The sequence below is a fragment of the Novipirellula sp. genome (assembly GCF_041583735.1).
Taxonomy (GTDB): Bacteria; Planctomycetota; Planctomycetia; order Pirellulales; family Pirellulaceae; genus Novipirellula.
In genome coordinates, this window is record NZ_JBFHFD010000422.1 from 1 (window position 1) to 7559 (window position 7559).

The following is a 7559-nucleotide window of genomic DNA, read 5'->3' on the forward strand; positions in this document are numbered from 1 at the left end:
GCCGAGCCAACGTTGTGCTGGATCGTGGGCATGTCGGCAAAGTAGGTCACGCCGATGGTCATCCCGACGTCATAGCCGCAGAACTGATCGCGGGTCGTAAACTCGGTCTCGATCGTGTACGTCGTCTTACTGAGCTCTTCACTGTAGCGGGCGGCGACCGCCGAGGGTGTGGCCCAATAGCTGGCGTCCATGTCGTAGATACCAACGTTCAGCTTCAAATTGCTCGCCCGTCCCAACAGATAGCCATCCCAACCGGTGACCACTTTGCCGCCTTGGAAATCGGTGTCGAGCTCTTCTTTGAACAAACGCAGCGAACCGTCATCGAGCTCAAAGTCTTGGTCAAACGCCATCAAGCTATACGCCACTCCGGCCGACAGCCCGCCAAAGCGAGTTTTCCAGGTATCGCGAATGACCAAGTCACCCCCGTAATGTTGAACATCACTATCGAACCGTGGCGAGGCGCCCGATCGCAAGATATTGGATCCATCCATCGGGTTGGGAAAGTTGATATCGCCATTGTTTCCGTCGCTCGATGATCCGGCGAACGCATAGAAAATGTTGCCTTCGAAACTCGTGCGTGTCCCCAGGGCCCGGCGAACCGCGTCGAGTCGAACGATACCACCGAACTGATCTTGATCATCAAAAAATGCGGATCCACCACTGCTGTTGGTTCCCATTTGATACTCGGGAAGCGACGCAATCCAAGCCCCCTTGCTCAGGGTCAAATCGAACGGAGAATTGCTGATCGTGCTCTGGCCGTATGACTGATTTACGGTACAAACGGCCAAGCCCAACAGGAGGTAGGAAAAAAGAATTCGCATCGTTTGGTAAACCTGCCTATTTATTCTCAACAATCAAAATCGTAACGGCGACCCGGCCTACATTTGCTATCGAACTTTGCGGAAACGGGATGCAGTTTCTTCACATCAGAACGTCCCGACATTACGATGTCCGAAACGGATGATGTGTTTTGTATTGACCCTAAGTCATGGGGGTATCGATCCGGTTCTCACGATTACCGATTCTTTAACGATTGCGAGCGACCTTGTGCCCACTGGCGGAGTGCGGGCTGATAGCGTTTCGCGGCAAAATCGCGTTTACCGGATCATTTCGACCCTACACGCAGCGAACGCCCCTTTTGCAAGCTGTCCCCCTTTTCACCCTCGCGTTTTTCTCTCGCCCGTCTTCCTATTTCCTTTGCCCCCAGGCGATCCGTGACATCGACATCTGCAGCCCAAGAGCATGAGCGGCCACGGTTCACGTTTGGTGAAAATTGGCGATCGTTTTTAGAACGACTCGACGACAAGCGGGTTGCCGAAGCCGAGCGATCGCTTCAGCAGATGCTGGGCAATCCATCGCTTACTGGCAAACGATTTTTGGATATCGGCAGCGGCAGCGGCCTATTCTCGCTAGCGGCCCACAACCTAGGCGCCGATGTGGTCTCGATCGACTATGACCACGACAGCGTCGGGTGCACCCAAGAATTGAAGCGGCGATTCGCCCCGCACGCATCCAATTGGCAGATCGACCAGGGTTCGGTGCTCGACCAAGCCCGGATCGAATCGCTAGGCACGTTCGATATCGTCTACTCGTGGGGCGTGCTGCATCACACTGGCCAGATGGATCGTGCGATTGAAATTGCCGCCAGTGCGACCCAGCCAGGTGGTCAACTTTTTTTGGCGATCTACAACGACCAAGGCGGAGCGAGTCGACGCTGGCTGAAGATCAAACAGACCTACAACCGCTTACCCAAACCACTGCGTCCTCTGTGGGTTCTTGCAATCGCGTCGTGGTATGAGTGCAAGTTTGCTCTCGCCCGACTTGCTCGTTTACAAAACCCCTCGCCGCTGAAAGATTGGAGGGCGAAACGCGACGACCGCGGCATGTCGGCATGGCACGACTGGGTCGATTGGATCGGAGGGCTGCCGTTTGAGGTCGCCAAACCAGAACGGATCATCGTACCGCTGCGGCAACACGGTTTTGTGCTCAACGAACTCAAGACCGTCGGCAACGGATGGGGATGCAACGAATATGTGTTCGAGCGACTGGAGACGAACAAGTAAAGCCACCAACCTTCACGCCGGGATAAAATCGTAAAACGCTCCCGTTTTCAATCTTAATCCATGACCTCAACTGTCTTCGCAGTTAGTTTTCCCACTGCAGATAAGCTAAAACAGTACCGCTATAAACAAACAGCGATCTCTTAAACCCAAAACGGCACCGCATGATGCGACAAAAAACGACGTTGTTTTAAGCGTAAATTGACAGCTGGCGGACAAAGCCTCTTCTTACCAAGACCTAACAATTGTCGGCCCAAAGATTGGGTATTGCTGCTGTACGTTTGCGTCGCGGCGTGCACGGTTGCTAAACGTGAAGTCGCACAAACGCCCTCAATCATATCAGTCAGAGCAAAAAAAAGCCACACTGTAAAAAACAGCATGGCCGGTTGCTCCGTGGAGCAGTGCCTACGAATTTTTCTCTTGTTACGAAAAGTCCGCAGACAAAGATTGGTTACTCTCTATCTAGAATTTTATTCTACATAGAGAGGTTGTCAAGCGATTGCATTATTTTTGCTCGCTCGCAACTGAAAGCCCCGTCAGTTATCCTGCTGTCGACGCAATCGGTTGTCAGTGATCGATTCAGAGGTTTTTACGTGCAAGCAAAATGTGGTGATAGGTGATGTCGAACGTAGTCCTTGGGTTGGATATGGGGCCGAACTCTATCGGCTGGGCGTTAGTACGAGATGGCAAGAACGCTGAGCTTATTGATGCGGGAGTACGGGTCTTTGCGGAAGGCGTAGATGCTTTCGACACGGGCAAAGAAAAGTCGAAGAATGAAGCTAGACGACTTGCTCGTGCAATGCGGAGACAAAACCGCCGACGTGTTCACAGACGCAAACAACTGATTACATCATTAATCGAGCTTAATCTTTGGCCAGACAACAAGGACGAACAAACTCGAATGTACGAGAAAGATCCTTTCGTTCTTCGTAGTCGAGCCACGAGTCAACCGCTCGAACCATTTGAAATTGGACGTATTTTACTTCATCTCAACCAAAGAAGAGGTTTTTTATCCAATCGCAAGAAGGATCGCGGCGACAAAGAAACACAAGGCATGCTGGCCGAAATCAATCAAAATGAACGACAGCGGTTACAAGGAGGATTCGAAACGATCGGAGCGTTCCTTGCCGACAAGCACCAGTCTTTGGAACATTCCAACCGCCAACAGGATGATCACGTACGTGCCCGCCATCTGTCGCGACGTCAGATCTTCCAAGAGTTCGAAGCAATATGGAACTTCCAAAAAGCACATCACCCCGCATTGTTGACAGATCATGCCAGATGGGGAAATCGTGTCCGCCCCAAAAATGCAGAGTTAGCGATCAAGCCGGTTCAACCGATTGCGAAGAGCGATCCCCAGCGTGGCAGAAGCAGCGACCTTGAGTCATTTGGTATCGAGGGACTAATTTTCTTCCAGCGACACATGTATTGGCCGAAATCAGTCGTTGGGTCGTGCGAATTAGAGCCCAAACAAAGACGTTGTCCCAAAGCGGATCGCCATGCTGAACGATTTCGCGTGCTGCAGGAAGTCAACAATTTAAGGTACGTAGATCCCGATACCGGATTACCATCCGCGTTGTCTCCGGATCAACGGACCTTGCTCCTCGATTTGCTACAAAGAAAATCCGTAGCAAGCTTCAGCCAAATCCGGAGTAAGCTGGATTTTCTTGACTCTGTCAAGTTTAACTTAGAACGTGGCAAACGATCTTCAATCAAGGGAATGACTCTCGACGCGGAATGCGCAAAGCACATTGGCCCTGAATGGCACGACTGGGACGAGTCGCGGAAAGATGCCATCGTCGAGCTGTTACGAGAGAATCAGAATGACGACGACTTGGTTTTACAATCCTTAATTCAGCAATTCGGGTTGACGGCACAACAAGCCGACGCGGCATTGAACGTTGATTTGCCCGTCGGCTACATCATGCTGTCACGGATAGCAATTGACCGCCTGATGCCGCACCTTGAACGGGGGCTGATCTACCAATCCCAAAGCGACCCAAAACGAAGCGCCCTTCACGCGGCCGGATATCTCCGTCGTGACGAACTCCAGCGACGGCTATTTGATTCGCTCCCAGATTTCACTCGCGTGTCCCCAGCAGATTGCAGGATTGGTGACCTGCCAAATCCCGTTGTAAAACGCGCTCTGTTCGAACTACGCAAAGTGGTCAATGCAATCATTCGTGAGTACGGCAAGCCGGATGAAGTTCATGTCGAGATGGCTCGCTCTCTTCAGATGGGACGTGAAAAACGCAAAGAATACAACACCCGCATGCGTGAAAATGAAAAACAACGCGGCGATGCGGCAAAAGCTATACGTACCATCGGCGAGCGTCCGTCGCGTGATTCGATCTTAAAGTACCGATTGTGGCAACAGCAATCACTCCAATGCATCTATTGCGGTAAGACCATAAGCCAAAATCAGTTGCATGGAGGGGCAACTGACATCGACCATATATTGCCACGATCACTGACTCTAGACGACTCGCAATCCAACAAAGTTCTTTGCCACAGAGAATGCAATGCTGCGAAGAATCAGCAATCACCGTATCAATGGCTACATGTGGACGCCCCAGTTCGTTACGAGCAAGTGTGCCAACGCGCCGCCCAACTGCTGAAAGCTGGCCAAATGCCCTATGCCAAATACAAACGCTTCTTCCAAAAGGAAATCGTTTCAAGAGACTTCATCAACCGGCAACTCAACGACACGGGATACATCACACGTGCTACGGTTGAATTTTTACAATTGTTATTTGATAAACCAAGTAAAGTTTTAGGACTGAAAGGACAACTGACCGCAGAACTACGCTGGCAATGGGGACTAGACACAATTCTTTCCGAGCTACCCGACAGCCCAGCTTGGCAAGAACAGGATAAATTAAACGCTGGAGAAAAAAACAGGGCAGATCATCGCCATCACGCCATTGACGCCATCGTTGTTGCCTTGACCAATCGGAGTCGGCTGCAATCTTTATCAAAAACGATGCGTGCAAGGATCTCTCGTAACGACGATGGTAGAGTCCCAGTGCCATGGGTAAACTTTCGGTCATCAATCGCGAGACGCATAGCAACTATAAATGTCTCCCATCGAGTAGAACGAAAAGTCAAAGGCGCACTACATGAGGAAACCATATATGGAAAAACAGATACAGCGAACGCATGGGCCAACCGGAAACCATTGGCCGACCTGACACCCGCAGAAGTAAATCGAATTCGCGATTGCGCCATTCGTAAGCTTGTAATTGCAAGACTGTCTGAAGCCGGTATCGATCTTGCGCGAGGAAAAAAACCGGATGCATCCAAAATGAAGTCCGCGCTAACAAACGTCTGCATGCCTTCCGGTGTCCCTATTAAGCGAGTGCGCTTGCTGAAACCGGAAAAAACTATCCAAATGCTTCGTTCTGTGGACGCTTCAAGCCAAGCGTACGTGAAACCTGGATCGACGCACCATTTGTGTATTTTTGAAATACACAAAGATTCCAAGAGTAAGCGGGAAGCTGTATTTGTAACGACATTGGAGGCTGCCAAACGCATCAAAGACGGTATCAAGATCATCCAACGCACCCATCCAGATTACCCTGATGCTACGTTCTTGATGTCGCTTTCCAGTCGTGAGCTCGTACTGGCAGAATTGAACGGGCAAGAAGTATTACTGCAATTTAAGTCGGCAAAGTCAACCACACAGCAAATGGAATTTGCAGTCCATTCTGATGCGCGTCGAAGTAGCAATCGGTCCAAGGTTCTGTTTACACCGAACACTCTCCTAGCTCGTAAAGTGACAGTCGACCCACTTGGTCGCAGACGCTGGGCAAAGGATTAACGTCGTTGTGCACGACATATTCAGCTTATCCAGCAAATTTGTTATTGTTTAACCGATCGTCGAATTATCTTGGATAGAGAATAATGCAACGCGTTGCATCAAAACCAGGGTGCCAGATGATCAAACAAACATTGGAGATTTCCCAACAGGCAGCTCACCTGTGCATTAAACACAGGCAACTGCAACTCAAACGCGATGGTTCGGTATTGGGGACCACGCCTTGTGAAGACGTTGGTGTTGTCGTGGTCGATCACCCGCAAACAACGTATTCCCACCAGGCCCTCGTCTCGCTAGCGGAGAGCGGTGCTGCGGTCGTGCTATGCGGTCGCAATCATTTGCCCACTGCGATGCTGTTGCCGTTGGCTCAACATGGCGAAGTAGTCTGGAGAATTGCCGACCAAATTTCAGCATCTGCGCCCCTAAAAAAACGACTATGGCAGCAACTTGTCGTGGCAAAAATCAAGGCACAGGCTACAAACCTTAAGGCGTCTACACCTGCCTACCGCAGACTGATGATGCTCGCAAGCCAAGTTCGCTCCGGTGACCCGAGCAATCTCGAAGCCCAGGCGGCCAAGATATATTGGCAGCATTGGCTCGACAATCCTCACGTGGACATCATGAAAAACAATCGCTTTCGTCGGGATCAAGATGGTGACGGGATAAACGCTTGCCTGAATTATGGATATGCCGTATTACGCGCGGCGCTAGGGCGTGCAATTGTTGCAGCGGGACTGCAGCCTAGCCTAGGCGTGTATCACCAGAACCGCGGCAACCACTTCTGCCTTGCCGATGATTTGATCGAGCCTTTTCGCCCACTAGTCGACGACCGGGTCCGTTCCCTCAACGTAAAACTTGATTCACTTGAGGAATTAACCCAACCAATCAAAGCTGAACTGTTGGGATTGCTCACTCAACCGATGAAGCTAAGGGGGCAGACTGGACCGCTAATGGTGATGATGCACCGACTTGCGACATCACTCGTACGCTGCTATTCCGGAGAGGAAAAAAGATTAGAGATCCCTGTTGCCATCCCCGGAAAACCTGACTCTGGCAGAAAAAAATGCGAATCAACGGATACCGAATGATGTGGGTCATTACCATGTTCGATCTGCCCGTCGACACTCAAAAAGCACGATATGACTATACCCAGTTCCGAAAAAAGTTGCTTGAAGACGGATTCCAACAAATGCAATACTCGGTTTATGCACGGGCATGCCCCAGCCGCGAGAACGCAACGGTTCATATCCAGCGAATTGAAGCGGCACTTCCTCCCGACGGCGAAGTCCGCCTACTGTCAATTACCGACAAGCAATTCGAACGGATGCGTATTTTTTGGGGTTCAAAACGAATCCTTACCACCTCTGCTCCCTCGCAACTACAGCTTTTCTAAGCTATGAACGTCCTCTAACTCCATTGGAGAAAAGGGTTTAGATCGAGACGGAGAGTAACCAATCTCTGCCTGCGATCAATCCGCAACTCAGCGACCTTTGTTACTGACCTAAGCTCTGAGAGTAACCAATCTCTGCCTGCGATCAATCCGCAACCGCCGAGTCGATCGACACCACGGCCGGCTTGAGAGTAACCAATCTCTGCCTGCGATCAATCCGCAACAGCAGGTTCCCAATCCAGATCAGCCTGCACGAGAGTAACCAATCTCTGCCTGCGATCAATCCGCAACA

The 7559-nt window shown here is 50.8% G+C and carries 5 protein-coding genes; 4 read left to right on the top strand and 1 reads right to left on the bottom strand.

The features are described 5' to 3' along the window. The coding region (locus ABX962_RS24580) for a hypothetical protein (RefSeq protein ID WP_372723214.1) at positions 1 to 821 on the bottom strand (821 nt) is incomplete at its 3' end. Positions 822 to 1214: 393 nt separating this feature from the next. Between ABX962_RS24580 and ABX962_RS24585 the strand changes: the two genes are divergently transcribed. From ABX962_RS24585 to cas2, 4 genes are all read left to right on the top strand, one after another. Next, positions 1215 to 2063 (top strand): class I SAM-dependent methyltransferase, encoded by an 849-nt coding sequence (locus tag ABX962_RS24585; RefSeq protein WP_372723216.1) that lies wholly within the window; start codon positions 1215 to 1217, stop codon positions 2061 to 2063. A gap of 616 nt (positions 2064 to 2679) precedes the next feature. Then, complete coding sequence (gene cas9 / locus ABX962_RS24590; RefSeq protein ID WP_372723218.1) at positions 2680 to 5880, top strand: type II CRISPR RNA-guided endonuclease Cas9; 3201 nt, start codon at positions 2680 to 2682, stop codon at positions 5878 to 5880. 83 nt (positions 5881 to 5963) lie between these two features. Next, on the top strand, positions 5964 to 6965 hold the full coding sequence (cas1, locus tag ABX962_RS24595) for a type II CRISPR-associated endonuclease Cas1 (protein WP_372723220.1): 1002 nt from the start codon (positions 5964 to 5966) through the stop codon (positions 6963 to 6965). Continuing rightward, a complete protein-coding gene (gene cas2 / locus ABX962_RS24600) occupies positions 6962 to 7270 on the top strand; it encodes a CRISPR-associated endonuclease Cas2 (RefSeq protein WP_372723222.1) in 309 nt (102 codons plus the stop codon). The genes cas1 and cas2 overlap by 4 nt, the downstream gene beginning before the upstream one ends. The last annotated feature ends 289 nt before the right edge of the window (positions 7271 to 7559 follow it).

Coding starts and splice junctions, on each gene's coding strand:
- cas9 (WP_372723218.1), top strand. CDS start 2,680: ATGTCGAACGTAGTCCTTGGGTTGGATATGGGGCCGAACTCTATCGGC.
- cas1 (WP_372723220.1), top strand. CDS start 5,964: ATGCAACGCGTTGCATCAAAACCAGGGTGCCAGATGATCAAACAAACA.
- cas2 (WP_372723222.1), top strand. CDS start 6,962: ATGATGTGGGTCATTACCATGTTCGATCTGCCCGTCGACACTCAAAAA.